Source organism: Streptomyces africanus (assembly GCF_030816955.1).
Taxonomy (GTDB): domain Bacteria; phylum Actinomycetota; class Actinomycetes; order Streptomycetales; family Streptomycetaceae; genus Streptomyces; species Streptomyces africanus.
This window is the reverse complement of record NZ_JAUSYP010000001.1, coordinates 5805312-5832190: the sequence shown is the minus strand read 5'-3', so window position 1 is coordinate 5832190 and position 26879 is coordinate 5805312. Positions and strand designations below refer to the sequence as shown.

Sequence of the window (26879 nt, the reverse complement as noted above, 5' to 3'; positions counted from 1 at the left end):
AATCCCGTGAGTGACACCCCATTCGGATTCGGCCTTCCGCCGGAGGAGCCGGACGACGGCGACGAGGGCAAGAAGAAGGACCAGGAGAGCGGTGGTGGTCAGGGACCGGCCAATCCGTTCGGTTTCGGCGGCCTGCCCGGAGCCGGAGGATTTGGCGGCCCCGGCGGCCCCGGTGCGGACAATCCGTTCGCAGCCATGTTCGGCTCCCTGAACCCCAACGACCTGGGCGCCGCGTTCCAGCAGCTGGGCCAGATGCTCTCCTACGAGGGCGGCCCGGTGAACTGGGACATGGCCAAGCAGATCGCCCGCCAGACGGTCTCCCAGGGCAGTCCCGACGGCACCAAGGACACCAGCGTCGGCCCCGCCGAGCGCAGGGCCGTCGAGGAGGCCGTCCGCCTCGCCGACCTGTGGCTCGACGACGCAACGTCGCTGCCGTCCGGTGCCGGCTCGGCCGTGGCCTGGAGCCGCGCCGAGTGGGTCGAGGCGACCCTGCCCGCCTGGAAGGAGCTCGTCGACCCGGTCGCCGAGCGCGTCGGCACCGCCATGGGCGACGTCCTGCCGGAGGAGATGCAGGCCATGGCCGGCCCGCTGATCGGCATGATGCGCTCGATGGGCGGCGCCATGTTCGGTACGCAGATCGGGCAGGCCGTCGGCGTGCTCGCCGGCGAGGTCGTCGGTTCGTCCGACATCGGCCTGCCGCTGGGCCCGGCCGGCAAGGCCGCGCTGCTGCCGGTGAACATCGAGACGTTCGGCAAGGACCTGAGCGTCCCGCAGGAGGAGGTGCGGCTGTATCTCGCCCTGCGCGAGGCCGCCCACCAGCGGCTCTTCGCGCACGTGCCGTGGCTGCGCTCGCATCTGTTCGGAGCGGTCGACGGCTACGCCCGCGGGATCAAGGTCGACACGGCCAAGCTGGAGGACGTCGTCGGCCAGTTCGACCCGCAGAACCCCGAGCAGCTCCAGGAGGCTCTCCAGCAGGGCATGTTCCAGCCCGAGGACACGCCCGAGCAGAAGGCCGCCCTGGCCCGTCTCGAGACGGCTCTGGCGCTCGTGGAGGGCTGGGTCGACGCGGTGGTCCACGCCGCCGCGAAGCCCCGTCTGTCGTCCGCCGACGCCCTGCGCGAGACACTGCGCCGCCGCCGCGCCTCGGGCGGCCCGGCCGAGCAGACGTTCGCCACGCTGATCGGCCTGGAGCTGCGCCCGCGCCGCCTGCGTGACGCCTCCCGGCTGTGGGCCTCGCTCACGGACGCGCGCGGTGTCGACGGCCGGGACGCCCTGTGGCACCACCCGGACATGCTGCCGACGGCCACCGACCTGGACGACCCGGACGGCTTCGTGCACCGCGAGCAGATCGACTTCTCCGAGCTGGACAAGATGCTCGGCGAGGCGGCGGACAAGCCCGACCTGAAGAAGCCCGACGTGGAGAAGAAGGACGAGGGCGAGGGCGAGAACAAGGGCGACGACGCCGAGTGAGCCTGTACGACGACGCGGTCCTCGTGCTCAAGGAGTACGAGGACCAGACGGACCTGCGCCAGGCCTACCTCGACCATCTGGCGCAGCACCCGGACGGCCTCTGGAAGGCCTGCCATGCGGGCCACATCACGGCGAGCGCCCTGGTGATCGACGCCGAGGCCGGGCGGGTCCTGCTGACCCTGCACAGAAAGCTGCGGATGTGGCTCCAGATGGGCGGCCACTGCGAGCCGGGCGACAGCTCCCTGGCGGGCGCGGCCCTGCGTGAGGCGACGGAGGAGTCCGGCGTCTCGGGGCTCTCGCTGCTGCCGGGCGGCCCGGTGCGCCTGGACCGGCACCCGATCCCGCCGCCGTGCCACTGCCACTTCGACGTCCAGTACGCGGTCCTGGCGCCCCCGGACGCCGCGCACGTGATCAGCGACGAGTCGCTCGACGTGCGCTGGTTCGGGTACGACGAGGTGGCGGAGGTGGCCGACGAGTCGGTCGTCCGCCTGCTGGAGGCGACCCGCGCGAGGCTCGCGGCCTGAGACACGCGTAAGGGGCGACCGCCTGGACGGTCGCCCCTTACGCCTTGCCTGGTCCGAGGCTGCTCAGTTCCAGACGTTGCCCTGGTTCTGGCCGCGCGCTCCCTGCTGGCCCATGCCGTACTGGGCGGCGAGGCCCGAGCCGATCTGGGCGTTCTGCGGCGGCAGCAGCTCGCTGGGCTGGACGAGCGCGAAGCCGGTGCCCATGAAGCTCAGCTCCCAGCCCTCGCCGGTGCTGCCGCGGCGCCGCCACACCCCGGAGGAGTGCGTCTGGGCCTGCATCTGCACCCGCAGGCTCGTCGACCAGGCGACGATCGCGTCGGCGTCGCAGTTGACGTACTTGTCGGGCGTCACCTGCATCAGCAGCGGCATGCCCGAGGTCATCAGGGCGATCTTGCCCCGGCCGGTGATGTTGAGCTGGTACTTCCCGGAGCCGGAGATGCCGTAGAGGCTGTCGACGGCGATGACCTCGTGGTGCAGGGAGGAGTCCATCGCCAGCACATAGCTGCTGTCGACGGTGAGGCCGTCCTGCTCCACCTCCATGACGTGGACGTGCTGCTTGAGGTTGGCGAGGTAGACCGTGCCCTGCCCGTGGCAGCGCATCAGGTCGAGTCCCTCACCGGTCTGCGCACGCGCGCGTGACTGCTGGTTGCTCTGGTACTCGGCGTCGAACTCGACGAGGCCCTGGTAGGCGACCATGGTGCCCTTGCGGGCCAGGATGTCGTCGTGGCCCTCCAGGGCGACGCGCAGCATCTGCTTGTTCTGCAGACTCCAGCGGTCCTGGGTCTGCTGCTCGTTGTAGGCGAAAATCGGGCTCTGCATGGTGTGTTGCTCCCCCTCAGCCCCGGACCCGGATGCGGTCGGTGCTGTCCTCGCTGGGCTGGACGACGACGATGCCCTGTCCGGAGAAGGCCATCTGGTAGGCCTCGCCGCTGCCGCGGCCGATCAGCGACTGTGCCCGGAAGCTGCGCTTGCCCTTCACCTTGAGGTTCGGGGACCAGGCGACCAGGGCGTCGGGGTCGACGTACGTCTCGTCCTCGCCGCCCCCGCAGTCGACGACGATGGGCTTGCCCCGGGAGGTCAGCGCGACCCAGCCCTGCCCGGAGATCCTGGTGTTCCACAGGCCCTGTCCGGCGAACTTCGCCAGGCCCTTGACCCGCTCGACGCCCCACGTGAGGTGGGCGTCGAAGGCGAGCAGGTTGGTGGCGTTGACGGAGATGCCGTCGCCGTTGAGGTTGATCACGACGACGTTCGCCCCGTAGTCGGCGAGGTAGAGCAGGCCGTCACCGGAGCACTTCATCAGGGGCGCGCCCTCGCCGGTCATCCAGTCCTTGGCGATCTGGCGCACGGCCGGCGGGTTGGGCTCGTACTGCACGAAGCCCTCGTAGGCGACCATCGACCCCACGCGCGCGAGGAGGTCGTTTCCGGTCTGCATGGCGACCTTCAGCATGTGATTGCCGTGGTTCTCCATGCGGGCGGTGACGGGTGCGGGGGCGTGGCCCGCGAGTTGCTGTGTCATGACGGGCTCCCTCAGACCTCGTACGGCTGGACGACGATGAAGTTCCCGGGCGCTCCCCGGAACTGGAGGTTGACGCTCTCCCCGCTGTCCCCCGGGTAGGCGTTGCGGCGCATCCGCACCTGGCTGGAGACGACGACCTGGGCGGCGGCCGACCAGGCGACCACGGCGTTGCAGTCGGCGAACGTGGTGGGCGTGACCGGCAGGACCACGGGCGTGCCGTGGGTCTTCACGACGATCGTGCCGGTGCCCGTGAACTGCATCGTGAACAGCGCGCCGCCGGGGATGCCGTGCCCCTCGATGCGGCGCACCTCGTACTGGAGGCCCTCGTCGAAGGCGAGGACGTTCTCGGCGGAGACGCAGATGCCGTCGCCCTGGAGCTCGATGGGGTGCAGCATCGTGGAGTCCTCGGCGAGGAACACCTGTCCCTGGCCGGTGCAGCGCATCAGCTGCATCTCCTGGCCGGTCGCGTTGCCCACGATCCGGCCGGCGAAGCCGGCGCCCTTGTAGCTGAAGTCGACCTTGCCCTGGTAGAGCACCATGCTGCCCTGGCGGGCCAGCACGGGCTGCCCGCCGATGCCGAGGTCGACGCGGACGAGCTTCTTGTTCTGCTGCGTCCAGCGCTGCCCGGTGGGGGTCTCCTTGAACTTCTGGAGCGCGGCGGCGACACCGGGGCCCTGCGGTGCTCCCTGGGGAGATCCCTGAGGCGCTCCTTGCGGCCCTCCGTAGGGGGCTTGCCCGGGCGGCTGCTGTCCGTAGCCCGGGGGCGGTGTGGGCTGGCCGTATCCCGGGGGCGGGGCCGGGGCATGAGGTGCCTGGGGTGCTGCCTGAGGCTGGCCGTAGCCGGGGGGCGGCGGGGCCGTCTGGCCGGGGACCTGGCCGTACGGCGGCTGCTGCTGGCCCGGCTGGCCGTAGGGCGCGGGCGCCGGGGCCGGGGGCGGAACCGGGGAGCCGCCGGGCGGGGTGTTCATGGGCGCGACGATGGTCGGGGCGGCGTGCACCTGGGGTGCGGGCGCCGGGGGCGGAGGCGGAGTGGCGCCGGGCGGGGGCGCGAAGCCCTGCGCGGCGGGCTGGGGAGCGGGCGCCGGGGCGGGAGCCGGGGGCGCTGCCGGTGCGGGTGCCGGAGCCGGTTCCGGAGTGCCCGGGACGCCGAACGCGGGCGGTGCGAAGCCCGGGGCGGCGCCGGCCTGCGGCTGCTGCGCGGAGGGCGCGGGCGTCTCCTCCTCGGCCACCTCGCCGCCGAAGTTCTTCAGCAGCGCGTCGAGACCACCGTCGAAGCCCTGCCCGACGGCGGCGAACCGCCAGACGTCCTTCAGGTAGAAGTCGCCGAGCATCACGGCCCGTTCGGTGGAGAACTCCGAGCCGTTGAAGGAGTAGCGCGCCACCTCCTCGCCGCCCGCGACGATGCGGATGTAGCCGGGGGCGATCTGCGACATCTGGCCGGCACCGTCGATCGTCGCCGTGAAGGACAGCTTCTGGATCTGCGGCGGGATCCGGTCGAGCGTCACCCGGAAGGACTCCGTGTCGCCCGCCTGGGCGCCCAGGAGCTGAATGGACTCCTCGGGGGACTTCGGCTGGTTGAAGAAGACGAAGTACCGGTCGTCCGAGAGCCGTTCGTCGGCGTCGAGGCCGAAGCAGCTGATGTCGAAGGTCAGCCCGGGGCCGGCGATCTGTACACCTACGTACAGATCCGTGCCCGCGGTGAGGTCACTGATCCTGGCCTTGTGGCCGCGTTGGAATTCCCTGGCCATGCGTAACGACCGTCCCCCATCCAGAACGTGATTGCGTCGCGCCAGGCTAACGGCAAACTCGGACACCGGACGCAGTCGGTACAGAGCCGGTACAGAACCCGTGCCCGGCCGTATGGGCTGCTCTCTCGCGGAAAGCGGTCACTTACCCCGGGGTTCGCCGTGGGTGCTCATCGCAGGTGCACAGCCGGGCGCTCGGCCCACGGGACACTCAGCCCGCGGGATGATCAGCGCACGGGACGCTCAGTCCGCAGGGCGCTCGCCCCGCGCACCGGGCACATGGGGCAACCGCTCGGCCGCGACCACGCCTTCGAGGTAGCCCCGGGCCCGCTCCGTGCGCGGATAGGCCTCCAGCAACTCCCAGAAGCGGGGGCCGTGTCCGGGGACGAGCAGATGGGCGAGTTCGTGGACGAGGACGTAGTCGACGACGTACTCGGGCATGCCCTGGAGACGGTGGGACAGGCGGATGCTGCCCTCGGACGGGGTGCAGGATCCCCAGCGCGTGTTCTGGTTGGTCACCCAGCGCACCGAAGCGGGCCGGGCCCGGCCGTCGAAGTACTGGTCCGAAAGGCGCCGGGCCCGCTCGGCCAGCTCGGCGTCGCCGAGGGCCCGCTTGCTCTCCTGGGCGGCCAGCTTGTCGAGCATGACGTTCACCCAGCGCTGCTCCTCCGCCTCGGACATCCGGGCGGGGATGAGCACCACGGTGCGATCGCCCTCGCGGTACGCGGAGACCGTTCTGCGTCGGCGGGCGCTCCTGCGGACCTCGATCGCGCTCGCCCCCGAGCCGCTCGGCGGCTGGCTCGTCGTGCTGCGCTGTGGCTTTCCGGCGCGGTGCAGTGGGTCGGCGGGCACGCCCCGACGTTACCCGCTGTACCCGGGGAAGTCCCGGCCCTGAGAGGGTTCGATGCCGATGCCCCCCGCCGACCGCCGGATTTGTACGACGAATCCCCGCGCCTGTGGACAACTTTCTGCGGCCGGCGACCGGTTTGGGCATGCTGGCTGTTGTCGGCGAAGCGACGGACAGGCCCGGCTGGGGACCAGGCCGGCCTGTATCCGGGTTGGCGCGCGGCATACGGGGACGATCTATGGCACACGGGGGCCTGTCATGCATCCGATGGTGAAACCCGCGCTCAGGCGCGGCTGGCGCGACCTCAACACCGTGCAGTTCGGGATGACACCGGCGCATGCGATGACACTCGGCCCGATGGACCTGGCGACGGGCAGCTTCCTGGACCTGCTGAACGGCACACGGGGGCTGGAGCTGCTGCGCCAGGAGGGGCGCCGGATGGACCTGCCCGAGGGCCATGTCGACGGGCTGGTGCGGCGGCTCGCCGGGGCCGGTCTCCTCGACGACGCGCGGGGCGGCGGGCCGGCCGCCGACGCCCTGCGGCAGAAGAAGGAGGTCCTCGACCGGCTGCGCCCCGACCTGGCTTCCCTGTCTCTGACCACCTCGGCACCGGGTGACGCGATGCGGCAGCTGGCCGCCCGGCGCTCGCAGCGCGTGCAGGTGCGGGGCGCGGGCCGGGTGGGTGCCGTGCTGGCGTCGCTGCTGTCGGGGGCCGGTGTGGGCGAGGTCGACGTGCGCGACGGCGGCCGTGTGGAACCGTGGGATGTCGCGCCGGGCGGGCTGCCCGCGGAGGCCGTCGGCGACCGCAGGGACGAGTCGGCCCGCCGGGCCGTGCGCCGGGCGGCCCCGGACCGGCCGCCGCGCCGCGCGACGCCCCGGACCTCCCGGGAGGAAGGCGACCCGGGCTTCTCGCTGGTGATCGTCGCCCCGCGTGACGATGTCGCCGTGCACGCGCCGGACCCGTCGGCCGCCGAACCCCTGATGTCCGCCGGGACACCCCATCTGTACGCCGGGGTCGTGGAGGGGACGGGGATGATCGGCCCGCTCGTCCTGCCCGGGGAGACAGGCTGCGCGCGGTGCCTGCACGAGAACCGCACGGACCGCGATCCGACCTGGCCCCGTCTGGTCGCCCAGTGGCGCTCCGGCAGGCAGCGACAGGTGCGGCCCTGCGACCTGACGCTGGCCACTACGGTGGCCGGACTGGCCGCCGCCCATGCGCTCGCCTTCCTGGACGGCCGGGTTCCGTCGAGCGCCGGGGCGCGCTGGGAGGTCTCCGTGCCCGGTCTGCACTGGCATGCGCGGCCGGTCTGGGCACATCCGGCATGCCCGTGCGGGGCGGCGGAGAGAGGAAAGGGGGAGCACCCCTCGGAGGATGGGGAGTCACACGAGACAATGGCGGTGCAACGGCCGTCGGCGCAGTGCCGTAAGGCAGCGGCGAAGCGGCCGGCTGGGACTTGGAGGGCGCATGTCTGATCTTCCCCGGAAGGCGGTCACCCGGACCGCCAAGCTCGCCGCGCTCCCGCTCGGCATCGCCGGGCGGGCGACCTGGGGATTCGGCAAGCGAATCGTCGGCGAGTCCGCGGAGCTCGTCGGCCGCGAACTCCAACAGCGCACGGCTGACCAGCTGTTCAAGGTGCTCGGTGAGCTCAAGGGCGGCGCGATGAAGTTCGGCCAGGCCCTGTCCGTCTTCGAGTCCGCGCTGCCCGAGGAGGTGGCCGGCCCCTACCGGGCCGCGCTGACCAAACTCCAGGAGGCGGCGCCGCCGATGCCGACGCGCACCGTGCACGCGGTGCTCGAGGAGCGGCTGGGCGAGGGCTGGCACGAGCTGTTCCTGGAGTTCGAGGACAAGCCCGCCGCGGCGGCCTCGATCGGCCAGGTGCACCGCGGGGTGTGGCATGACGGCCGCGAGGTGGCGGTCAAGGTGCAGTACCCCGGCGCCGGCGAGGCCCTGCTGTCCGATCTGAACCAGCTGAGCCGCTTCTCCCGCCTGCTCGGCCCGCTGATCCCCGGCATGGACATCAAGCCGCTGATCACGGAGCTGAAGGACCGCGTCTCGGAGGAGCTGGACTACGGCCTGGAGGCCCAGGCCCAGCAGACGCACGCCGAGGAGTTCACGGACGACCCGGACGTGATCGTGCCGCACGTGGTGCATCAGTCCGACCAGGTCCTGATCACGGAGTGGATCGACGGCATTCCCCTGTCGGAGATCATCTCGGACGGTACCCAGGAGCAGCGCGACCGGGCCGGACAGCTCCTGGCCCGGTTCCTGTTCTCCGGCCCCGCCCGCACCGGCCTGCTGCACGCCGATCCGCACCCGGGCAACTTCCGGCTGCTGCCCGGCGGCCCGGACGGTGAGGACGACTGGCGCCTGGGCGTCCTGGACTTCGGCACGGTCGACCGTCTCCCCGGCGGTCTGCCGGGCACCATCGGCGAGTCCCTGCGGATGACCCTCGACGGGGAGGCCGAGGCGGTCTACGAGCTCCTGTGCGCGGAGGGGTTCGTGAAGGAGACCATAGAGCTGGATCCCGACGCGGTCCTGGACTACCTGCTGCCGATCATCGAACCGGCCGAGGTCGAGGAGTTCACGTTCACGCGCGGCTGGATGCGCAGCCAGGCGGCCCGCATCGCGGACCCGCGCTCCCCCGCCTACCAGCTGGGCAAGCAGCTCAACCTGCCGCCGTCGTATCTGCTGATCCACCGGGTGACGCTGAGCACGATCGGCGTCCTGTGCCAGCTGGGGGCGACGGTGCGGCTGCGCGAGGAGTTGGAGGAGTGGCTGCCGGGGTTCCTCCCGGAGGACCCGGCGGACGGCGAAGCCTCGGTGGCGGAGGCATGAGCATCATCGGGCACCAAGGCCGACCGGTGCCCGCGCCTCACCACCAGTCCGAGTCCAGGCGTCCCTCGATCGACCTGAGGTTGTCCCGCGAGCAGGTCTCACAGAAGTATCGGCGGACGCCGTTCTCGACGGAGTGGGTCCAGGTGAGTGGTGGGCCGTCGGCCAGGATGCCGGCCGACGTGCCGCAGCGGTCGCACACGAGCGGCTGAGGCTCCGCTGCGGAGCTGTCGTCACCGCCTGAGGGAGGACTCGTCACCCGGCGACGATATCGCCGTGCCCGACGGCCCGGGGCGCACAACGCACCGCGGGGACCGGTCCGTTCGGCACGGACCGGCCCCCGCGGGGAGAGCTCGGCCTCCCGGGCTCGGGAGGCCACCGCTTCAGGTGAGGTCGGTTACTGCATGACCGCCATGGCGAGCGCCCGGCGGGCACGCCGTGAGGCGCGCTCCGCCCTGCGCTGCATCCGGCGGGCGGTCGCCAGGCGCACGGCCGGGCGTTCCCGCTCCGCCTCTTGCAGTCGGTCGTGCATATGCGCACGAGCCATGGCTTCTGGGATGAGTTGCATCTCTCGGGTCCTGTTCTGACGCGAGTCCTTCGCGCCGGTGGTGGTGAAGTCTTGGGTCGCGGAGCCTGCGGGCTCATCAATGGACGGCTTCATCGGGGCCTGCTTCTGGGGGTCGTGCGTGAGGGGGCGGTCGATCGTTCCTGCGGTGTTCATGCTGTGACCGGGTTCTTGCGCGGGCGGCCACGCGGCCGCTTCCGGGCGACGACGACACCCTGCACGAACAGCTCGCCACCCCAGACGCCCCAGGGCTCACGCCGCTCCTTTGCGCCGGCGAGGCAGGCCTCGACCAACGGGCAGGTGCGGCACAGGGACTTGGCGTACTCGACGTCCGCGGGCGACTCGGCGAAGAAGACCTCCGGGTCGTAGGAACGGCACGGGACGGGCACGCCGAGGTTCTCGATGGCGTCGTCGAGCGCGGTGAGCGCGGTGAGCGGGGTCAAGGCGGAGTCCTCCGTGGAGCCGGGCTTGGGGATCGTTTCGGAAGGCGGTACGGACGGGGCGTGCGCTTCGAGTTGCACGGTTCGTCTTCCTCGTCTGGTCGTTCCGGCCTGTTGGCCGAGGGGCGGCTGGTACCGGGTTCTTTTGTTGTCCCGAGGCTCCTTCGGTCCGTCGTCCCTGTTCAGGGACAAACAGAAGGGCCGCGGATCCCGGATGGGGTTCCGCGGCCCTGAAGGCGCCGGCCTGATCTGCGATCAGGCTGGATCACTCCAGGGTTCTGGCCCACGGAAGGCCCACATCTGGTGGTGCTGCGTCGTCTGCTTCCGGAATCCGGCACCGGTCGCCGTAAAGGCATAGGCCTGCGCCTGTGCCACTACTGCCGCTTCCAGTGCCTTGGTCGGTCGCTCATTGCGCTCACGGACGGGAAGGCCCGCGGGAGCAACGGAGGAGGACGCCGGACGCGCGGCACGAATGCCGGACAGACCGGTGCCCAGGTTCGAAACGGCGAGCATGCACGCGGAGACGGCCGAGCGATCGGTCATTTTCACGATGCTGACGGAGCTGGTGTTGATGCTGATCACTGGACTCGCCTCCTCTCGGCGTCTCGGGGGACTGGTTGAACCAGTCCTGCGGATATGCAAGTACAACACGGAATCAGGGCCTCCGAGAAGGCCGCTGCTCTCGTGCCTAAGAACCTATGGGGATTGCTGGGGCATGCGCAAACTATTTTTTCGACGAGTTCGTGTCAGTCCTGATCTGTGTCTCCTCCGGCGTACTGGCCTGCGCAGATGGCCAGTACGTCGGTTCCGTAGCGATTGAGCTTGCGCATCCCCACACCCGGGATGCGCGCCAGCTCGTGCTCGTCGTCGGGCGCGGTCTCGGCGATGGCCATCAGCGTCCTGTCGGTGAAGACGCAGAAGGCGGGCTGGCCACTGCGCCGCGCCTGGTCGGCGCGCCACTCGCGCAACTGCTCGTAGAGACCCTCGTTCATGTCGGAGGGGCAGTCGTCGCAGCGCATCAGTTTCATCTCGCCCGCGTCGGTCAGCGTGCGGCCGCAGACTCGGCAGCGGGCGGGCGTTCGCTGCACTCGTCTCGGGGCGGAACCCCTGGTTCCGGGGATGCCGCGCTCGATGCCGCCCGTGCCGCCGGCGGCGGTACGGGCCGTGGTGGCCGCCGAACCAGGGCGCAGCCCGTCGAGGAAGCGGCTGGGGCGGCGGTTGGGGCGGCCTCCGGGGGAACGGGAGAGGGCCCAGGAGACGTGGAGGCGTTCCCGCGCACGGGTGACGCCGACGTACAGGAGGCGGCGCTCTTCCTCGATCTGTTCGTCGGTCTTGGCGTAGGTGATCGGCATCATGCCCTCGGCGACGCCGACCAGGAAGACGACGTCCCACTCCAGGCCCTTGGCCGAGTGCAGGGAGGCGAGGGTGACGCCCTGCACGGTGGGGGCGTGCTGGGCGTTCGCCCGTTCGTCGAGTTCGGCGACGAGGTCCGCCAGGCTGGCGCCGGGTTTGGCGGCGGCGAAGTCGTGGGCGAGGTTCACCAGGGCGGCCAGGGACTCCCAGCGTTCTCTCACGGCGCCGGATCCGGCCGGTGGCTGCGGTGTCCAGCCCTCGCCCGAGAGCACGGCGCGGACCTGGGAGGGCAGGTCGACGGCGTCGTCCAGCAGGGAGTCGTTGCCGCCGAAGCGGGCCGCGCCGCGCAGGGCGACGCTCGCCTTGCGCACCTCCGGACGGTCGAAGAACCGCTCGGCGCCGCGCAGCTGGTAGGGCACTCCGGCGTCGGCGAGGGCCTGCTCGTAGGTCTCGGACTGCGCGTTCGTCCGGAAGAGGATGGCGATCTCGGCGGCCGGGACCCCCGCGTCGACGAGCTCGCGGATGCGCCGGGCCGCGCCCTCCGCCTCGGCGGGCTCGTCCGTGTACTCGGCGTAGACCGGCTCGGGCCCCGGGGCGCGCTGGGAGACGAGCTCCAGGCGGTGGTCGGCGGCGCGGCCCTTCGCCTGGGCGAGCAGGCCGTTGGCGAGGTGGACGACCTGCGGGGTGGAGCGGTAGTCGCGGACCAGCTTGACGACCGTGGCGCCGGGGTGGCGGGTGCGGAAGTCGAGCAGATGGTCCGGGGTCGCTCCCGTGAAGGAGTAGATCGTCTGGCTGGCGTCGCCGACGACGCACAGGCTGTCCCGGTCGCCCAGCCACAGTTCCAGCAGGCGTTGCTGGAGGGGGCTGACGTCCTGGTACTCGTCGACCACGAAGTGCTGGTACTGGGCGCGGACCTGCTCGGCGATGTCGTGCCGGTCCTGGAGGACGGCCACGGTCAGCAGCAGCACGTCCTCGAAGTCGATGACGGAGCGCTCGCGCTTGACGTCCTCGTAGGCGGCGTAGAGCTGGGCGATCTCGGCGGGGTCGCGGGGGGTCTCGCGGCCGGCCTTGGCGGCGGCGGGCGCGTAGTCGGCGGGGACGGTCTGGGTGACCTTGGACCACTCGATCTCGGCGGTGACGTCCCGCAGCTCGCCCCGGTCGAGGCGGATGCGGCAGGCGGCGGCCGCGTCGGCGACGAGCTGGATCTTGCGGTCGACGAGCCGGGGCATGGAGCCGCCGATCGCTTTCGGCCAGAAGTACTGGAGCTGACGCAGTGCCGCCGAGTGGAACGTGCGTGCCTGGACGCCGGCGGCGCCGAGCTGGCGCAACCGGCCCCGCATCTCCCCGGCGGCGCGATTGGTGAAGGTGACGGCGAGCACGCTGGAGGGGTGCAGGATGCCGGCGCGCACTCCGTAGGCGATGCGGTGAGTGATCGCCCGGGTCTTGCCCGTGCCGGCGCCCGCCAGGACGCACACCGGGCCCTGCAGGGCCGTAGCCACCTCGCGCTGCTCGGGGTCGAGCCCTTCGAGGACCGCGTCGGGGGTGTTCGGTACCTGCGGGAACAGGGTGGAGTGCGTTGCTGCTGTCACACAGCCATGCTGCCAGGTCGCGCGAAACGGCTGTGCCGGTTGTCCACAGGCAGGCACTGATAGTCGTACGAATGCGGCAGGCGTCACGTCCGGCCGGGCGCGGGCCGCGGGAATGGTGGCCCTGTCATGGACGTTCCACCACTGCGAACCACCTGTCCCCGAGCCACCGAAGGAGCACGAGAGACATGCCGGGCACTGTGACGATGTACAGCACCACCTGGTGCGGCTACTGCCGTCGGCTGAAGAGCCAGATGGACCGCGAGGGCATCGCGTACACCGAGATCAACATCGAGCAGGACCCGGAGTCCGCCGCGTTCGTGGAGAAGGCGAATGGCGGAAACCAGACGGTGCCCACCGTTCTGTTCCCGGACGGCTCCACCCTCACCAACCCGTCCCTGGCTCAGGTGAAGCAGAAGATCGGCGCGTAGTCGCCGCGCGGTTGTGCCGGGAAGGCGGTTCCTGAGGCGTCTCAGGGGCCGCCTTCTCGTGGTATGCCCCCTGTTTTGTCCCACACCACGACGTAACGCCACAGCAGCGTGCGGCGGAAGGCGCAGCCGGGCAGCAACCGGTGGGCCGCCTGCCGGATCTCTTCCCAGGACATGTGCACGTCTTCCATGGGCATCCCGGCCGTGTGGCGTTCCACGCTGTGGTGCCGGACGACACCCGGACCTGCGTGGCGGTGGGGTGCCGCCGTGACGTTGCCGGGCACGTGCGCGTGCGCGCGGGCGGATGGACGTTGTGGTTCCAGTACGGGTCGGGCACGCGGGCGGCCCCCGTCAGGCGACGCTTCGCGTCGGCAGCGGCTTGCCGTACCAGAGCTCGATCAGCCGGGCCGCGATCGAGATGCCGTACGGCGGGAGCACCTCGCCGGAGTCGAAGGCGGCGCGCAGTTCGTCGCGGGAGAACCAGCGGGCCTCGTGGATCTCGTCCCCGTCGACGTCGATCTCGGTCGAGGTGGCGCGGGCCAGGAAGCCCAGCATGAGGCTGGACGGGAAGGGCCAGGGCTGGCTGGCGACGTACTCGACCTGGCCGACGGTGATGCCGACCTCCTCGTGGACCTCGCGGCGCACCGACTGCTCGATGGCCTCGCCGGGCTCGACGAAACCGGCGAGCGTCGAGAAGCGGCCTTCGGGCCAGTGCACCTGGCGGCCGAGCAGGATGCGGTCCTCCTCGTCGGTCACGGCCATGATCACGGCCGGGTCCGTTCGCGGGTAGTGCTCCGCGCCGCAGGCCTGGCAGCGGCGGATATGACCGGCCGCGGCTATGACGGTGCGCTCGCCGCAGCGGGAGCAGAAACGGTGTGTGCGCTGCCAGTTCTCCAGGCCGACCGCGTGCACCATCAGGCCCACGTCCCGGGCCGACAGGAGCAGGCCCGCCTCGCGCAGCCCCGCAGGCCGCGCGGACTGGTCCATGCGCCCGGGCAGGGAGTCCTTCTGGAGGGCGAAGTAGCTGACGCCGTCCTCGTCGATGCCGAGGAAGTAGCGGTGGGCCTCGGTGAGGGGGGCCTCGAAGGAGGGCGTCATGACGAGTTCGGTGCGCCCGTCCGCCGTCTCGTCGATGAGGACCTGGCCGCCGGAGACCACGAAACAGCGCGTGGAGGGGTGGCTCCACGCCGCCGCGAGCCAGGCCTCGTCGAGCCGGTGGTGCGCGGCCCGGTCGATGCCGCTCGGTGCGGTGAGCGAGATGGGTCGGTCGGCGTTCTGGTCGGTCCAGGTGGTCACGGGTGCTTCCAACTCCCCGGTGGGACTGTCGGGTTCGGCGGGCTGATCAGCGGGACGTACGGCGGGAGGCGACCGGGTCCGGCGGGGTGGGGCGGGACGGGGCAGCCCTTCCAGTGTGCCCCGCGCGCGCTGCCGGTCCGGACGGCGCGGGACGCTCAGGGCGCATGGCGCCAGTGCTCGGCGAGATCGCCCCACAGGTATGCGGTGGTCTCGACGCCCTTGAGGAGCAGGTCGAGTTCCACTTTCTCGTTCGGGGCGTGCCAGCCGTCGGACGGGACGGAGATGCCGAGGAAGAGCACCGGAGCGCCGAGCACGTCCTGGAGGTCCGCCGCCGGTCCGGAGCCGCCCTCGCGCGTGAAGCGGACCGGCTTCTCGAAGGCCCGGCCCATGGCGCGGGCGACCGACTTCAGGGCCGGGTGGTCCAGCGGCGTCAGGCACGGGCGCGTGGCCCCGCTGAACGTGATCTCGCAGCGGATCCCGGCGGGCACCTGCTGCTCGGCCCAGGCGCGGACGGCCTTCTCCACCTGGCCGGGGTCCTGGCCCGCCACCAGCCGGAAGGACAGCTTCACCATGGCGGAGGACGGCACGACGGTCTTGCTGCCGGGGCCCTGGTAGCCGCCGCCGATGCCGTTGACCTCCGCGGTCGGGCGGGCCCAGACGCGCTCCAGGGTGGTGTACCCGGCCTCGCCCTGGGTGGCGTACGACTTGGCCGCGCGCAGCCACTGACGCTCGTCGAAGGGCAGTTCGGCGAAGAGTTCCCGCTCGCGGTCGGTGAGTTCGATCACGCCGTCGTAGAAGCCGGGAATCGCCACGCGCGCGTGCTCGTCGTGCAGGGCGGCGACGAGGCGGGCGGCGGCGGTCGCCGGGTTGGGCACCGCGCCGCCGAAGGAGCCGGAGTGGATGTCCTGGTCGGGGCCGTGCAGCCGTATCTCGCACTCGGCGAGGCCGCGCATCCCGGTGCACACCGTGGGGGTGTCCTCGGACCACATGCCGGTGTCGGAGACGATCACCGCGTCGGCGGCGAGCCGCTCGGCGTGCTGCTCGACGAGGGCCCGGAAGTGCGGCGAGCCGGACTCCTCCTCGCCCTCGATCAGCAGCTTCAGGTGCACCGCCGGGGTGGTGCGGCCGGTGGCGGCGAGGTGGGCGCGGACACCGAGGGTGTGGAAGAACACCTGGCCCTTGTCGTCGGCCGCCCCGCGCCCGTAGAGGCGGTTGTCGCGGACGACCGGCTCGAAGGGCTCGCTGTCCCAGCCGTCTTCCCGGGCGGCGGGCTGCACGTCGTGGTGGCCGTAGACCAGCACCGTGGGCGCCTGCGGGTCGTCACAGGGCCACTCGGCGAAGACGGCGGGCGCGCCCGGGGTCTGCCAGACCTCGGCCGTCGGGAAGCCGGCCTCCTTCAGCTTGGCGGCGAGCCAGTCGGCGCTGCGTCGTACGTCGGGCGCGTGGTCCGGCTGCGCCGACACCGACGGGATGCGCAGCCACTCGGCGAGGTCGTCGAGGAAGGCCGCGCGGTGCTGCGCGATGTACGTACGGACGACACTGTCCGGGGTCTGGCTCATGGTCACGAGCCTATCGGCCCGCACTGACGTCCTCGGAGTGCGGTTCCTCACCGGACGGCTCCCCGAGCAGCAGCCGCTCCAGCGCGGCCCGGTCCGGCAGGTCGTCCGGCCGTACGACCTCGCCGCTGCGCACGTACAGGAACGCGGCTGTGACCGACTCCAGCGGCACGCCCTGCTGCTCTGCCCAGGCGAGGCGGTAGACGGCCAGCTGCAGCGGGTCGGCGGTGCGGGTGCGGTTCGTCTTCCAGTCGATGATCTCGTACGTCGTCTCCTGACCGTCGCCCTCCTTGTAGACGGCGTCGATGCGGCCCCGTACGACGCGGCCGGCGATCTCGAGCTGGAAGGGGGCTTCCACGCGGTAGGGCGTGCGGTGGGCGTACTCGGTGCGTTCGAAGGCGTCCTTGAGGGCTTCCAGGTCCTGTTCGTCGGCGATCTCGGCGTCGCTGCCGGGCAGTTCCCCGGGCTCCAGGAACGGCAGCGTCAGCGCTTCGAAGCGGGCCTCGACCCAGGCGTGGAAGCGGGTGCCGCGGCGTGCGGCGGGCTGCGGCGGGCGGGGCATGGGGCGAGCCAGTTCCTGTGCGAAGCCGTCCGGATCGGCGGCCAGGCGCAGCACCTGGGACGCGGTGAGCGATGCGGGCAGGGGGACCTCGGTGACGCTGTCGCGGGCGCGCAGGAGCTCTCCGGTGAGGGCGTCGAGGTCGCGGTCCCAGGAGGCGACGGTGCGGGCTTCCTCGGGGGTGAGGCGGGGGTGTCCGGGGGCCCTGGGGTGGGGACGCGCAGCGGGGAGTTCCGGTGGGGCCGCCTGGTGCGGGACGGTGGGGCGCTCCGCCGGCCACTCGTCCTGGCCGGCCTGCCGCTCGCCCCGGTCCGCCGGGTCTTCCGCGACGGCGTCGCCCTCGAAGGGATCGTCGTCGAACGGGTCCGGTTCGTCGTACGGAGGCTCGTCGTCCTCGGGGGGAGGCGGCCACTCCGGGTCGTCGGCCCTGTCCGGGTCGTGCACGGCCGCGGGGTGCCCGTCCTCGTGGGCCGCCAGGTCCTCCAGGTGCGCCAGGACGGTCGCGGCGGCGGCGCGGCGGCGGGCCAGGGCCGTCTCGTCCAGGGGCAGGGGCCACACCTGGTCGGCGGTGGCCTGGTGCAGGGCCGGGTTCTCCTCGTCCTCGGCGGGTTCGTCCGCCCAGGCCTCGATCTCGCCGTAACCGGCCGCGCAGTGCTCGTACAGGGCCTGGAGGAACGCGGACGGTCCGCGGCGTTTCTTCTGGGTCGGTCCCCACCAGTGGCCCGAGCCCAGGAGCAGGGAGCGGGGGCGGGTGAAGGTGACGTAGCCGAGGCGGAGTTCCTCGGTGTGCTGGTGGTCCTTCATGGCCTCGTGGAAGGACCTCAGGCCCCTGGCGTCCCAGGACTCCACGTCGGGCAGGGTGTCGGCGTCGCCGCGCAGCCGGTGCGGCAGGACCTTGCCCTGGGAGGTCCACTTCTCGCGGCCCTGACTGCTGGGGAAGGTGCCGGTGACCAGCCCGGGGACGACCACGACGTCCCACTCCAGGCCCTTGGACTTGTGGGCGGTGAGCACCTTGACGGTGTTCTCGCCGCCGGGGAGGGCGTTGTCGAGGCCCTTCTCGTACTGGGCGGCGGTGCGCAGGAAGCCGAGGAAGGCGAGGAGGGTGGCCTCGTTGTCGCCGGCGGCGAAGGAGGCGGCGACATCGAGGAAGTTGGAGAGGGTCTCACGGCGGCGCGCGGCCAGGGCGTGCGGGGACGCCGACAGCTCGACCTCCAGGCCGGTGACGGCGAGGACCCGGTGCAGGACGTCCATCAGGGGGTCGGCCAGGGAGCGGCGCAGCTCGCGCAGTTCGGTGGCCAGGCGGGCGAAGCGCACGCGCGCGTCGGGCGAGAAGGGCAGCCCGTCGTCGTCCCCGTGGCCGTCCAGCGGCGTCTCCAGGAACGTGTCGAGGGCGTCCGCGAGCGAGATCACCTCGGCCGGGTCGACTCCCTCGACGGCCTCGGCGAGCCGGCGGTCCGGGTCGTCGTCGCCCTCCACGCGCGCGTGGGACACGAGGAGCCGGGCCCGCCGCCCCAGCAGGGCGAGATCCCGCGGGCCGATGCGCCAGCGCGGGCCGGTCAGCAGGCGCACCAGCGAGGCGTTGGCGCCGGGGTCCTGGAGGACCTCGCAGACGGCGACGAGGTCGGCGATCTCGGGCAGGTGCAGCAGCCCGGACAGGCCGACGACCTCGACCGGGATGTCCCGGGCGACCAGGGCACCCTGGATCTCGGCGAAGTCGGTCGCCGTACGGCACAGCACGGCGATCTCGCCGGGTGCCGTCCCGGTCCGTACGAGGTGGGCGACGGAGTCGGCGGCCCAGTCGATCTCCTCGGCGTGAGTGCGCAACAGGGCGCAGCGGACCATGCCGTCGCGTTCGGCGCCGGGGGCCGGGCGGAGGGCCTCCACGCCCGCGTGCAGGGCGCGCAGGGGCTCCGCGAGGCCGTTCGCGAGGTCGAGGAGACGGCCGCCGCTGCGGCGGTTCTCGCTGAGGGCCTGCCGGGTCGCGGGGCGGCCGTCGGCGTGGGCGAAGTGCTCGGGGAAGTCGTCGAGGTTGGCGACGGAGGCGCCGCGCCAGCCGTAGATGGCCTGGCAGGGGTCGCCGACGGCGGTGACGGGGTGGCCGGTGCCCTCGCCGAACAGGCCTGCCAGGAGGACGCGTTGGGCGACCGACGTGTCCTGGTACTCGTCGAGCAGGACCACCCGGAACTCGTCGCGCAGGGCGTGGCCCACTTCGGGGATCTTCGCGAGCCGGGCCGAAAGGGCGATCTGGTCGCCGAAGTCGAGCAGGTCCCGCTCGCGCTTGGCGGCCCGGTAGCGGGTGACCAGTTCGGCCAGTTCGCGGCGGGCGGCGGCCGCTTCGGGCACCTTGCGCAGGTCGCCGTTGCTGAGCTTGGCGCCGCGCAGGGTCAGCAGCAGCTCGGCGTCGTACGCGCGCAGCGCCTCCGGGCGGACGAGGTGCTCGGCGAGCTCGGCGTCGAGGGCGAGGAGGTCGCCGACCAGATCCGGGAAGGAACGGGTCAGGGCCGGGTAGGCCCCCGGGGCCTCGCGCAGTACGCGCGCGGCGAGCTGGAAGCGGGTGGCGTCGGCGAGCAGCCGGGACGTGGGCTCCAGACCGATGCGCAGGCCGTGATCGGTGAGCAGGCGGCCGGCGAACGCGTGGTACGTGGAGATCACCGGCTCGCCCGGCGGGTTGTCGGGGTCGATGGCGTCCGGGTCGGTGACACCGGCCTTGACGAGCGCCTTGCGGACGCGCTCGGCGAGTTCGGCGGCGGCCTTGTTGGTGAAGGTGAGGCCGAGTACCTGCTCGGGGGCGACCTGGCCGGTGCCGACCAGCCACACCACGCGTGCCGCCATCACCGTCGTCTTGCCCGAGCCGGCTCCGGCCACGATCACCTGCGGGGCGGGCGGCGCGGTGATGCAGGCCATCTGCTCGGGGGTGAACGGGATGCCGAGGAGCTCCTTGAGCTGCTCGGGGTCAGTGATACGGGCGGGCACGTCAGAGAGGCTAGCGGCGGCCACTGACAGTGGCGGCCGGTTCCGCTCCCGGGACGGGAGACGCGCAGGTCAGCTCAGGTGGTGCGATAGATCACTCCACGATATGGCGGCCCTCTTGCCGCGCGCTGCACGAGGCCCGGAAGGCGCAGTGCGTGCAGTGCTGGCCGGCGGTCGGCGTGAAGCGTTCGTCGAGGACCTTGCCGGCCGCGGTGGCCAGCAGATCGCCGACCCACTCCCCCTCCAGCGGCTCCTGGGCCTGCACCTTGGGCAGGGTCTCGCCGCCGTCGCGCTGGGCGGCGCCCTGGCGCAGATGGACGAGTTCCGCGCCGCCCGGCTCGGGGCGCACCCCGTCGAAGACGTCGTCGACGGCGCCCTCGCGGACGGCCAGCTGGTAGACGGCGAGCTGCGGGTGGCGCTCCACCTCCTTGCCGGTGGGCGCCTGTTTGCCGGTCTTGAAGTCGACCACGTAGGCACGGCCCTCGCCGTCCGCCTCCACGCGGTCCATCTGGCCGCGGATGCGCACCTGGTAGTCGCCGGCTTGGAGGGTGACGTCGAAGTCGTGCTCGCTGGCCACCGGGGTACGGCCGGTGCGGTCCATGACGTGCCACTTCAGGAACCGTTCGAGCGCCACGCGCGCGTTGTCCTTCTCCTGGTCCGACTTCCACGGCGCGTCGAAGGCCAGGGCGTTCCACACGGAGTCGAGCCGTTCCATGAGGACGGAGAGGTCGGCCGGGGTGTGCCCGGAGGCGACCTCGTCGGCGAGGACGTGCACGACGTTGCCGAAGCCCTGGGCGGCGGTCGCGGGCGCGTCGGCCTTCACCTCGCGGCCCAGGAACCATTGCAGGGCGCAGGTGTTGGCGAGCTGGTCGAGGGCGCTGCCGGAGAGCACGACGGGCTGGTCGCGGTCGCGCAGCGGCACCTTGGACTCGGTCGGCTCGAACATGCCCCACCAGCGGTAGGGGTGCGCGGACGGCACCAAGGGGCGGCCGTCCTCGTCGGCGAGGGCGGCGAGCCGGGCGAGGCGTCGGGCGGCGGCTTCCCGGAGGGCGTCGGAGACACGCGGGTCGACCGTGGTGGCGCGCAGTTCGGCGACGAGTGCCGCGACGGACAGCGGGCGGCGCGGGCGTCCCGTGACGTCCTTGGGTTCGACGCCGAGTTCGGTCAGGAAGCGGGAGGGCTGGTCGCCGTCGTCCGCCGGGGCCTTGACCGCGGTCACGACGAGGCGTTCACGCGCGCGTGTGGCGGCCACGTAGAACAGGCGGCGCTCCTCGGCGAGCAGCGCGCCGGGGGTGAGGGGTTCGGCGAGTCCGTCTCGGCCGATGCGGTCGGCCTCCAGCAGGGAGCCGCGGCGGCGCAGATCCGGCCACAGGCCCTCCTGGACGCCCGCGACGACCACGAGGCGCCATTCCAGGCCCTTGGCGCGGTGCGCGGTCATCAGGCGGACCGCGTCGGGGCGTACGGCGCGGCGCGTGAGGGTGTCGGCGGCGATGTCCTCGGCCTCGATCTCCTCCAGGAAGTTGAGGGCGCCCCGCCCGCCGGTGCGTTCCTCGGCACGGGCCGCGGTCGCGAACAGGGCGCAGACGGCGTCCAGATCCCGGTCCGCGTTGCGCCCGGCCGCGCCGCCCCGGCGGGCGGCCCGCTCCAGCCGCGCGGGCCACGGCGTGCCCTCCCACAGGTCCCACAGCGCCTCCTCGGCCGTACCGCCGCCCGCCAGCCGCTCACGGGCCTTGCGCAGCAGCGCGCCGAGGCGCTGGGCACCACGCGCGTACGTGGGGTCGTGCACGGCGAGGCGCTCCGGCTCGGCGAGTGCCTGCGCGAGCAGCACGTCGGAGGGCGGCGGCAGCGGGTTGCCCGCGGCCCGCTCCTCGTCGCGCAGGGCACGGCCGAGGCGGCGCAGGTCGGCGGCGTCCATGCTCGCCAGCGGGGACGTGAGGAGGGTGAGGGCGGTCTCGGTGTCGAGCCAGGAGCTCACCTCGGCTTCCCCGGAAGCCGCCCCTGCGTCGGCCGCCTCGGATGCCCCCGAAGCCGCCTCCCCATCGGTCCCCGGCGCCTGCGTCGAAGCCGTCTCCCCCTCGGTCCCCGAGACCTCCGCCGTGGCCACCGCCCGCAGCGCCGTCAGCAGCGGCGCCACCGCCGGTTCGTGACGCAGGGGCACGTCGTCACCGTCGACGTCCACGGGCACGCCGGCCGCCGTGAGGGCCCGGCGGACCGTCGGGATGATGCGGGAGCCGGCGCGCACCAGGACGGCCATGTCGCTCCAGGGGACGCCGTCCTCCAGGTGCGCCCGGCGGAGGATGTCGGCGATGTTGTCCAGCTCCGTCCCGGGCGTCGGGTACGTGTACGCCTCGACGCGGCCGCCGTCCCGTACGGGGGCGAGTTCGCGGTGGGCGCGCACCTTCTCGGCGGGCAGGCGGGTCAGCGGCATGCGCTGGGTCAGCAGCCGGGTGGCTGCCAGCAGGGCGGCGCCGGAGCGGCGGGACGTGCGCAGCACGGCGACGGGGGCCGGGCGGCCGTCCGCGCGCGGGAAGGCGTGCGGGAAGTCGAGGATTCCGTTCACGTCCGCGCCGCGGAACGCGTAGATCGACTGGTCCGGGTCACCGAACGCGACGAGCGTGCGGCCGCCGCCGGCCAGCGCGTGCAGCAGTCGTACCTGAGCGGGATCCGTGTCCTGGTACTCGTCGACGTAGACGGCGTCGTACCGGGCGGCGAGGCGCGCGGCGACCTCGGGCCGGTGGGCCAGGAGCACCGCGCGGTGGACGAGTTCCGCGTAGTCGATCACGCCCTGGAGGTCGAGCACGTCGAGGTACTCGGCGAGGAAGGCGGCGGCGGCGCGCCAGTCGGGGCGTCCCGTGCGGCGGGCGAAGGCGTCCAGGGTGTCCGGGCCGAGACCCAGTTCACGGGTGCGGGCGAGGACCGCGCGGACCTCGTCGGCGAAACCACGGGTGGTCAGGCAGGCGCGCAGTTCGTCCGGCCAGCGCACGTGCGCGAGCCCGAGCCGCTCCAGGTCCACCTGGCCGGCGAGCAGTTCCCGGACCGAGACGTCCTGCTCGGGGCCGGACAGCAGCCGCAGCGGCTCGACGAACAGGTCGCTGTCCTGGTGGGCGCGGACCAGGGCGTAGCAGAACGAGTGGAAGGTGGTCGCCTGCGGTGCGTGGGCCGCGCCGCTGCGCAGGGCCATGCGGTCGCGCAGTTCGACGGCCGCCCTGCGGCTGAAGGTGAGCACCAGGACGCGCTCGGGGTCTCCTCCCCGGGCGATGCGCTCGGCCACGGACTCGACGAGCGTGGTGGTCTTGCCGGTGCCCGGACCTGCCAGAACGAGCAGCGGGCCGGTGGTGTGGTCAACCACGGAACGCTGCGCGGCGTCCAAAAGAGGGGGGTCCAGCCGGTCAGGAGGGGTACGTACCAGTCGGTAAGCGCCACGGTTCCCCCGCTGCACCCGGGGGTGCGACAGGCCGCTGGTGGAGAAAGAGGAGCTCACGTGGTTCGCCGGTTCTGGTGGAAGTGCTGGTTGGGGGCCACCGCGCGTGGCGGGCGGTGACCGCGGGGTGACGGGGACGCGTGCCGCCGACGCTACGCCGACGGGGGAGGCGGAAGCAGGGCTTCCCCTTCTTCCCGCCAGTCACCCGAGGCCCTTGTGGCACTCAAGGCGCATGCGGCACTCATGTCCCTCATCTCACGAACGTACGTCATCGCGGCGGCGTGCCCCGATTCCCCCGTCAGGATCACGGGTCACACGGGAGGGGGTCCGATGCCGGAAGCTGTCAGGTGTGAGCCTTCGCGCGTTCGCCGCCGTCCCAGCGCGCCCGTCTCATGTCGAGGCGCGGCAGGTGGCCCTCGGCGGCCCGGCTCGCCTGCTTCAGGGGCGTGCCCTCCACGCGGTAGTGGCCGAGCGCCCGCTGCTCGTGGCCCGGCAGCAGGACGCCGTCCGCGCGGACGACGCGCCACCACGGAACGGCTCCGCCGTAGAGCGCCATGACGCGGCCGACCTGCCGCGGACCGCCCTCCTCCAGCCACTCGGCGACGTCTCCGTATGTCATGACACGGCCCGGCGGGATCAGTTCGGCGACGTCCAGGACCCGCTCGGCGTACGCGGGCAGCGCTTCCCCGGGCGCCTCACGGGTGTCGTCGTACCCCGTGTGGGCGTCCTGCGCGCCGGCGTCCTGCGGAAGGCTCTCCTCGCTCATCCGCCCCATCCTGCCCCACCCCACCGACAACGGGACGGGCGTGCTCCGGAGCGTTTGCCTCCCCCGGCGGGGGTGCGTCGGGCAGACTGTCCGCCCCCGCATGTGCACCCTGATGCCCCCGTGTGTCGGTGCGGCATGCCACCATCGTGCGGGCGGTGACCGGTGATACGAGACCAAGAAGAGACGATGAAGCAGCAGGGTGCGCACCCCGAGGACCCGGAGGGCCCCTCTGACGCTTCGTCGCGCCCTGGTACTCCGGCCGACGGCCCGGAACCGGCCGGTGAGCAGGCCGGGACGGCCGCGGAGGAGTCCGGCGAGAAGGCGCCGACGGCCGCGGCGAGGTTCCGCAAGAAGGCCCCGGCGTCCGCCGACGACGAGGGGACCGTGCACATCGACGAGGTGGAGGGCGACGAACCGCTGCTCCCCGCGCGCGTGCACCGCCCGTCCGACCTGATGCGGCTCCTGGTGGGCGTGCTCGCCGTAGCCCTGCTGATCGGGATCGCCGCGTTCGCGCACGGCACCACCTCGGGCCTCGAACAGGACATCAACAAGGGCACGGGCCAGGCCCCCGACCTGCTCATCAAGATCGCCGGACTGGCCTCCAGCATCGCGATCCTGCTGGTGCCGGTCGCCTTCGCCATCGAGCGGCTGATCAAGCGGGACGGGCTCAGAATCGCCGACGGCGTGCTCGCGGCCGTCCTCGCCCACGGTGTGACCCTCGCCACCGACCTGTGGGTCGCCCGCGCCGCCCCCGACTCGATCCAGGAGGCGCTCACCCAGCCCTCCCCCGGTGACATCCACGCGCTGACCGACCCTGTGCACGGCTATCTGGCGCCGGTCATCGCGTACATGACGGCCGTCGGCATGTCCCGCCGGCCCAGATGGCGCACGGTGCTGTGGGTCGTACTGCTCCTCGACGCCTTCTCGATGCTCGTCACCGGGTACACGACACCGTTCTCGATCATCCTGACGGTGCTGATCGGCTGGACCGTGGCCTACGGCACGCTCTACGCGGTCGGCTCGCCCAACGTCCGGCCCACCGGGCAGACCCTGATGGCGGGCCTGCGGACGGTCGGCTTCCGCCCGGTCAGCGCGTCCCGCGAGGACATCTCGGACAACCCGGATGCCGGCGACCGGGGCCGCCGCTACTTCGTCACGCTCGAGGACGGCCCGCCGCTGGACGTGACGGTGGTCGACCGGGAGCAGCAGGCCCAGGGCTTCTTCTACCGCGCGTGGCGCAACCTGGCCCTGCGCGGCTTCGCCACCCGCAGCAGCCTCCAGTCGCTGCGCCAGGCCCTGGAGCAAGAGGCGCTGCTGGCGTACGCGGCGATCGCGGCCGGTGCCAACGCGCCCAAGCTGATCGCCACGTCCGAGCTGGGTCCCGACGCGGTGATGCTCGTCTACGAGCACAGCGGCGGCCGCACCCTGGACTCGCTGCCGGACGAGGAGATCACCGACGCCCTGCTGAGCGATACCTGGCACCAGGTGAAGGCTCTCCAGTCCCGGCGCATCGCTCACCGCAGGCTGGTCGGCGACGCGATTCTGGTGGATCGTTCCGGCACGGTGATCCTCACCGACCTGCGCGTCGGCGAGATCGCGGCCGGTGACCTGCTGCTGCGCATGGACACGTCCCAGCTGCTGGTGACCCTCGGCCTCCGGGTGGGCGCCGAGCGGGCGGTGGCCTCGGCGGTGGAGGTGCTCGGCCCCGACGCGGTGGCGGACTGTCTGCCGATGCTCCAGCCCATCGCGCTCAGCCGCTCCACGCGCGCGACGCTGCGCAGGCTGGCCCGGGAGCGGGCCCAGCGCGAGCGCGAGGCGGTCCTGGAGGCGTCCCGGCAGGCCAAGCAGGCGCGCCTGGAGGACGCCTCGGACGAGGCCGCACCGGTCCTGGAGAAACCCGACAAGAAGGCCGTACGGGCGGAGCAGCGGGCCGAGAAGCGGGCCATCGACGAGGCCCTGGAGGAGGCGCGCGAGGAGGACCTGCTCACGCAGATCCGGTACGAGGTGCTGCGGATCAGGCCGCAGGCACCCGTCGAGCCGGCCCGGCTGGAGCGGGTGCGGCCGCGCACGCTGATCAGTTTCATGGCCGGCGCGATCGGCGCGTACTTCCTGCTGACGCAGCTCACGCACATCGAGTTCGGACCGCTCATCGCGAACGCCGAGTGGGGCTGGGTCGCCGCGGCCGTGCTGTTCTCGATGGTCAGCTACATCGCGGCGGCGATGGCCCTGCTGGGGTTCGTGCCCGAGCGGGTGCCGTTCGTGCGGACCGTGGCGGCGCAGGTCGCCGGGTCGTTCGTGAAGATCGTCGCCCCGGCGGCGGTGGGCGGTGTCGCCCTCAACACGCGCTTCCTCCAGCGCGCGGGAGTGCGCCCGGGGCTCGCGGTGGCGAGCGTGGGAGCGTCCCAGCTGTTCGGGCTCGGCTGCCACATCCTGATGCTGCTGTCCTTCGGCTATCTGACCGGCACCGAGAAGACACCGTCCCTGTCGCCGTCCCGGACGGTCATCGCCGGTCTGCTGACGGTGGCGGTGCTCGTGCTCGTGGTGACCTCGGTGCCGTTCCTGCGGAAGTTCGTCGTCACGCGCGTGAGGTCGCTGTTCGCGGGGGTCGTGCCGCGCATGCTGGACGTGCTCCAGCGGCCGCAGAAGCTGGTCACCGGCATCGGCGGCATGCTGCTGCTGACCGCCTGCTTCGTGATGTGCCTGGACGCGTCGATCCGCGCGTTCGGCGACGAGTCCACGTCGATCAGCCTCGCCAGCGTCGCCGTCGTGTTCCTCGCGGGCAACGCCCTGGGGTCCGCGGCGCCGACCCCGGGCGGCGTGGGCGCGGTCGAGGCCACCCTGACCGTCGGCCTCATCGCCGTCGGGCTGCCGAAGGAGGTCGCGGCACCGGCGGTCCTGCTGTTCCGACTGCTGACGCTGTGGCTGCCCGTGCTGCCGGGCTGGCTGGCCTTCAACCACCTCACGCGCAAGCAGGCCCTCTGACCCGGCCGGCCCAGGCCTTTCA

Annotated in this window: 21 protein-coding genes; 6 read left to right on the top strand and 15 right to left on the bottom strand. The window is 72.4% G+C overall.

The annotated features are described in order from the left end of the window. Positions 1-6 precede the first annotated feature (6 nt). Together QF034_RS27175 and QF034_RS27170 are read left to right on the top strand one after the other, a co-directional pair. Entirely contained in the window at positions 7-1470 is a 1464-nt protein-coding gene (locus tag QF034_RS27175; protein WP_307177399.1) for a zinc-dependent metalloprotease, read from the top strand. Then, the gene (locus QF034_RS27170; protein ID WP_307177398.1) at positions 1467-1994 is read left to right on the top strand and encodes an NUDIX hydrolase; all 528 of its coding nucleotides are present in this window, start codon (positions 1467-1469) and stop codon (positions 1992-1994) included. Before QF034_RS27175 ends, QF034_RS27170 begins: the two co-directional genes overlap by 4 nt. A 63-nt stretch (positions 1995-2057) precedes the next feature. On the opposite strand, the gene QF034_RS27165 is transcribed toward QF034_RS27170, so the two are convergent. The 4 genes from QF034_RS27165 to QF034_RS27150 all read right to left on the bottom strand — a co-directional run bounded on the left by QF034_RS27165 (position 2058) and on the right by QF034_RS27150 (position 6107). Beyond that, entirely contained in the window at positions 2058-2813 is a 756-nt protein-coding gene (locus tag QF034_RS27165) for an AIM24 family protein (RefSeq protein ID WP_306963840.1), read from the bottom strand. Positions 2814-2829: 16 nt separating this feature from the next. Continuing rightward, positions 2830-3510, bottom strand: a complete 681-nt coding sequence (locus QF034_RS27160) for an AIM24 family protein (protein WP_086564579.1) — start codon at positions 3508-3510, stop codon at positions 2830-2832. A gap of 11 nt (positions 3511-3521) precedes the next feature. Next, positions 3522-5258, bottom strand: coding sequence for a TerD family protein (locus QF034_RS27155; protein ID WP_307177397.1), 1737 nt, complete (start codon positions 5256-5258; stop codon positions 3522-3524). Between the two features lie 240 nt (positions 5259-5498). Continuing rightward, a complete protein-coding gene (locus tag QF034_RS27150; protein WP_307177396.1) occupies positions 5499-6107 on the bottom strand; it encodes a M48 metallopeptidase family protein in 609 nt (202 codons plus the stop codon). Positions 6108-6360: 253 nt separating this feature from the next. Here QF034_RS27150 and QF034_RS27145 point away from each other — a divergent pair, with 253 nt between their 5' ends. Both QF034_RS27145 and QF034_RS27140 read left to right on the top strand, forming a co-directional pair. Continuing rightward, positions 6361-7575 (top strand): TOMM precursor leader peptide-binding protein, encoded by a 1215-nt coding sequence (locus QF034_RS27145; RefSeq protein ID WP_307177395.1) that lies wholly within the window; start codon positions 6361-6363, stop codon positions 7573-7575. After that, positions 7568-8938: an ABC1 kinase family protein gene (locus QF034_RS27140; RefSeq protein ID WP_307177394.1), complete on the top strand. Its 1371-nt coding sequence runs from the start codon at positions 7568-7570 to the stop codon at positions 8936-8938. The genes QF034_RS27145 and QF034_RS27140 overlap by 8 nt, the downstream gene beginning before the upstream one ends. A gap of 37 nt (positions 8939-8975) precedes the next feature. Here QF034_RS27140 and QF034_RS27135 read toward each other — a convergent pair whose 3' ends face one another. The 5 genes from QF034_RS27135 to QF034_RS27115 all read right to left on the bottom strand — a co-directional run bounded on the left by QF034_RS27135 (position 8976) and on the right by QF034_RS27115 (position 12882). Beyond that, positions 8976-9194, bottom strand: a complete 219-nt coding sequence (locus tag QF034_RS27135; RefSeq protein ID WP_307177393.1) for a hypothetical protein — start codon at positions 9192-9194, stop codon at positions 8976-8978. Positions 9195-9332: 138 nt separating this feature from the next. Then, a complete protein-coding gene (locus QF034_RS27130) occupies positions 9333-9656 on the bottom strand; it encodes a putative WhiB-interacting protein (protein WP_307177392.1) in 324 nt (107 codons plus the stop codon). After that, positions 9653-10021, bottom strand: coding sequence for a WhiB family transcriptional regulator (locus QF034_RS27125; protein WP_010047663.1), 369 nt, complete (start codon positions 10019-10021; stop codon positions 9653-9655). The genes QF034_RS27130 and QF034_RS27125 overlap by 4 nt, the downstream gene beginning before the upstream one ends. Positions 10022-10195: 174 nt before the next feature. Next, on the bottom strand, positions 10196-10522 hold the full coding sequence (locus QF034_RS27120) for a hypothetical protein (RefSeq protein WP_307177391.1): 327 nt from the start codon (positions 10520-10522) through the stop codon (positions 10196-10198). Between the two features lie 164 nt (positions 10523-10686). After that, entirely contained in the window at positions 10687-12882 is a 2196-nt protein-coding gene (locus QF034_RS27115) for an ATP-dependent DNA helicase UvrD2 (protein ID WP_370880856.1), read from the bottom strand. Positions 12883-13067: 185 nt separating this feature from the next. On the opposite strand from QF034_RS27115, the gene QF034_RS27110 reads away from it, so the two are divergent. Then, complete coding sequence (locus tag QF034_RS27110) at positions 13068-13310, top strand: mycoredoxin (protein WP_004983675.1); 243 nt, start codon at positions 13068-13070, stop codon at positions 13308-13310. A 41-nt stretch (positions 13311-13351) separates the two neighbouring features. On the opposite strand, the gene QF034_RS27105 is transcribed toward QF034_RS27110, so the two are convergent. The 6 genes from QF034_RS27105 to QF034_RS27080 all read right to left on the bottom strand — a co-directional run bounded on the left by QF034_RS27105 (position 13352) and on the right by QF034_RS27080 (position 23875). Further along, complete coding sequence (locus QF034_RS27105; RefSeq protein WP_307177389.1) at positions 13352-13504, bottom strand: hypothetical protein; 153 nt, start codon at positions 13502-13504, stop codon at positions 13352-13354. Positions 13505-13658: 154 nt separating this feature from the next. Beyond that, positions 13659-14603, bottom strand: coding sequence for an NAD(+) diphosphatase (nudC, locus tag QF034_RS27100; protein ID WP_307177388.1), 945 nt, complete (start codon positions 14601-14603; stop codon positions 13659-13661). A 155-nt stretch (positions 14604-14758) separates the two neighbouring features. Further along, positions 14759-16162 carry a dipeptidase gene (locus QF034_RS27095; RefSeq protein ID WP_307177387.1) on the bottom strand — a complete coding sequence of 468 codons (1404 nt, stop codon included), beginning with the start codon at positions 16160-16162 and terminating at the stop codon, positions 14759-14761. A gap of 10 nt (positions 16163-16172) precedes the next feature. Then, positions 16173-19691 carry a UvrD-helicase domain-containing protein gene (locus QF034_RS27090; RefSeq protein ID WP_307177386.1) on the bottom strand — a complete coding sequence of 1173 codons (3519 nt, stop codon included), beginning with the start codon at positions 19689-19691 and terminating at the stop codon, positions 16173-16175. 91 nt (positions 19692-19782) lie between these two features. Beyond that, positions 19783-23169, bottom strand: a complete 3387-nt coding sequence (locus tag QF034_RS27085; protein WP_307177385.1) for an ATP-dependent helicase — start codon at positions 23167-23169, stop codon at positions 19783-19785. Between the two features lie 283 nt (positions 23170-23452). Further along, on the bottom strand, positions 23453-23875 hold the full coding sequence (locus QF034_RS27080) for an MGMT family protein (RefSeq protein ID WP_307177384.1): 423 nt from the start codon (positions 23873-23875) through the stop codon (positions 23453-23455). A 186-nt stretch (positions 23876-24061) separates the two neighbouring features. Between QF034_RS27080 and QF034_RS27075 the strand changes: the two genes are divergently transcribed. After that, positions 24062-26857, top strand: coding sequence for a lysylphosphatidylglycerol synthase domain-containing protein (locus QF034_RS27075; protein WP_307177383.1), 2796 nt, complete (start codon positions 24062-24064; stop codon positions 26855-26857). Positions 26858-26879: the final 22 nt, after the last annotated feature.

What these genes read in the sequence shown, in the direction of transcription:
- QF034_RS27165 (WP_306963840.1), bottom strand. Translation starts at nt 2,813, where the DNA reads ATGCAGAGCCCGATTTTCGCCTACAACGAGCAGCAGACCCAGGACCGC.
- QF034_RS27160 (WP_086564579.1), bottom strand. Translation starts at nt 3,510, where the DNA reads ATGACACAGCAACTCGCGGGCCACGCCCCCGCACCCGTCACCGCCCGC.
- QF034_RS27155 (WP_307177397.1), bottom strand. Translation starts at nt 5,258, where the DNA reads ATGGCCAGGGAATTCCAACGCGGCCACAAGGCCAGGATCAGTGACCTC.
- QF034_RS27145 (WP_307177395.1), top strand. Translation starts at nt 6,361, where the DNA reads ATGCATCCGATGGTGAAACCCGCGCTCAGGCGCGGCTGGCGCGACCTC.
- QF034_RS27140 (WP_307177394.1), top strand. Translation starts at nt 7,568, where the DNA reads ATGTCTGATCTTCCCCGGAAGGCGGTCACCCGGACCGCCAAGCTCGCC.
- QF034_RS27130 (WP_307177392.1), bottom strand. Translation starts at nt 9,656, where the DNA reads ATGAACACCGCAGGAACGATCGACCGCCCCCTCACGCACGACCCCCAG.
- QF034_RS27110 (WP_004983675.1), top strand. Translation starts at nt 13,068, where the DNA reads ATGCCGGGCACTGTGACGATGTACAGCACCACCTGGTGCGGCTACTGC.
- QF034_RS27105 (WP_307177389.1), bottom strand. Translation starts at nt 13,504, where the DNA reads ATGCCCATGGAAGACGTGCACATGTCCTGGGAAGAGATCCGGCAGGCG.
- QF034_RS27095 (WP_307177387.1), bottom strand. Translation starts at nt 16,162, where the DNA reads ATGAGCCAGACCCCGGACAGTGTCGTCCGTACGTACATCGCGCAGCAC.
- QF034_RS27080 (WP_307177384.1), bottom strand. Translation starts at nt 23,875, where the DNA reads ATGAGCGAGGAGAGCCTTCCGCAGGACGCCGGCGCGCAGGACGCCCAC.
- QF034_RS27075 (WP_307177383.1), top strand. Translation starts at nt 24,062, where the DNA reads ATGAAGCAGCAGGGTGCGCACCCCGAGGACCCGGAGGGCCCCTCTGAC.